General features: G+C 67.6%; 1 protein-coding gene and 1 pseudogene. One reads left to right on the forward strand and one right to left on the reverse strand.

What is annotated here, in order from left to right:
- Positions 1-1,629, forward strand: a 1,629-nt coding sequence (locus ACFE77_RS16390; RefSeq protein ID WP_375422713.1) for a DNA topoisomerase IV subunit B, incomplete at its 5' end; no start/stop codon positions are given.
- A 177-nt stretch (positions 1,630-1,806) separates the two neighbouring features.
- Here the strand turns inward: ACFE77_RS16390 and ACFE77_RS16395 are convergent.
- Positions 1,807-2,436: pseudogene (locus ACFE77_RS16395) on the reverse strand (DNA polymerase IV); the annotation flags it as partial.

Raw genomic sequence — 2,436 nt, forward strand, 5'->3', positions numbered from 1 at the left:
ACCTCGGGCGGGCTCCACGGCGTCGGCGTGTCGGTGGTCAACGCGCTGTCGTCCGACACCGTGATCGAGGTCGCGCGCGACCGGCAGCTCTACCGCCAGCGCTTCGCCCGCGGACTGACGCTCGGGCCGCTCGAGAAGCTCGGCGGCACGCCCAACCGCCGCGGCACCTCGGTCGCGTTCACCCCCGATGCCGAGATCTTCGGCCCCGAACTCCACTTTAAGCCGGCGCGGCTGTACAAGCTGGTGCGGTCCAAAGCGTACCTGTTCGCTGGCGTCGAGATCCGCTGGAAGTGCCTCGCCGAGATCGCCGACGACACCCCGGCCGAGGCGGTGTTCCAGTTCCCCGGCGGGCTCGCAGATCACCTGAAGGAACAGGTCGGTGCCCGCGAATGCGCGACCGCGGACTTCTTCACCGGGTCGCAGGATTTCGGGACCGGCGCGGACGCGGAGAAGATGGGCCGCGTGGAATGGGCGGTCGCATGGCCGCTATGGAGCGACGGCAGCTATAGCTGGTATTGCAACACCATCCCGACCCCCGACGGCGGCACCCACGAACAGGGCCTGCGCACCGCGCTCACCCGCGGGTTACGCGCGTTCGGCGATCTCGTCGGGCAGAAGAAGGCGAAGGATCTCACAGCCGACGACGTGATGGTCGGCAGCGAGCTGATGCTGTCGGTGTTCATCCGCGACCCGCAATTCCAGAGCCAGACCAAGGACCGGCTGACCTCGCCCGAGGCGGCGGGCCTGGTCGAGAAGGCGGTCCGCGATCATTTCGACCATTTCCTCAGCCACAATATGGACCGCGGCAAGGCGCTGCTCGGCTATGTGCTGGAGCGGATGGACGACCGCCTGCGCCGCAAGCAGGAGCGCGAGGTCAAGCGCAAGACCGCGACCTCCGCGCGCAAGCTGCGGCTGCCCGGCAAGCTGACCGACTGCGCGTCTGACGATCCCAAGGGCACCGAGTTGTTCATCGTCGAGGGCGACAGCGCCGGCGGTTCGGCGAAGCAGGCGCGCGACCGCAAGACCCAGGCGATCCTGCCGATCCGCGGCAAGATCCTCAACGTCGCCAGCGCGACCAGCGCCAAGATCTTCGCCAACCAGGAGATCGCGGACCTGATCCAGGCGCTGGGCTGCGGCACCCGCAAGGACTGCCTGCCCGACAATCTACGTTACGAACGCATCGTCATCATGACCGACGCCGATGTCGACGGCGCGCATATCGCGACGCTGCTGATGACGTTCTTCTTCCAGGAGATGCCCGAACTCGTCCGCCGCGGTCATCTCTATCTCGCGCAGCCGCCGCTCTACCGACTGACCGCGGGCACCAAATCGCTCTACGCCCGCGACGATGCGCATCGGTCCGAGATCGAGCGCGGGCCGTTCAAGGGCAAGAAGGTCGAGGTCGCGCGCTTCAAGGGGCTGGGCGAGATGAACCCGGGCCAGCTGCGCGAGACGACGATGGACCCGAAGACCCGCGGCATGCTGCGGATCACCCTGCCGCAGGAGTATGAGGAGCGCGCGGTGGTGAAGGACTTGGTGGACCGGCTGATGGGCAACAACCCCGCGCACCGCTTCGCCTTCATCCAGGAGAATGCCGCACGGATGGACGAGGACGCGATCGACGCTTGAAGGGTAAAGCGGGCGCGTCTTAGGTGGGGAGCCCCGAAGCAGGCGCTCGCCTTCTCAATCCGGTTCCCGCGACCCTCCTCCGTTCGTCTCGAGCGAAGTCGAGAAACAGGCCACGAACGCTATGGCCGCGGTTTCTCGACTTCGCTCGAAACGAACGGATGTTGGGGCGCTTCTCTCCTAAAGCGGCAGTGCTGGCTGCGCTTCCACAGCCTCTGCGATTCCCGACAGCGTCAGCCCCAGCAACCGGACCCCGCCCTCAACCGGCATCAACGCCGCTAGCAGCGCGTTGCCCGCCGCCAGGAACGAATCGATGTCCGCCACCGGCGCCGCGAAGGATCGCGCGCGGGTGATCGTGCGGAAGTCCGCATAGCGAAGCTTCAGCGTCACCGTCCGCCCTTGGGCCTGGTGCCGCTCGATCCGAACCCAGGCGGCATCCGCGACCCGCGCCAGCGCCGCATGCAGCGCGTCGGGATCGGTGAGGTTGGTGTCGAAGGTCCGCTCGGCACCGACCGACTTGGTCGGGCGATCGGTGCGCACCGGGCGGTGATCCTCGCCCCGAGCGGCGCCGTACAGATAGCCCGCGTGGCTGCCGAAATGCGCCTGGAGGAACGCCAGCGATCGATCGCGCAGGTCGGCGCCGGTGCGAATCCCCAGCGCCTCCATCCGCTCGGCGGTGACCGGCCCGACGCCGTGGAAGCGCTTGACCGGCAGCGAGGCGACGAACTCGGGCCCGGTGCGCGGCGTGATAACGCAGATGCCGTCGGGCTTGTTCTGGTCCGATGCCAGCTTGGCGATGAACTTGTTGTA

The organism is uncultured Sphingomonas sp. (assembly GCF_964243315.1).
Classification (GTDB): domain Bacteria; phylum Pseudomonadota; class Alphaproteobacteria; order Sphingomonadales; family Sphingomonadaceae; genus Sphingomonas.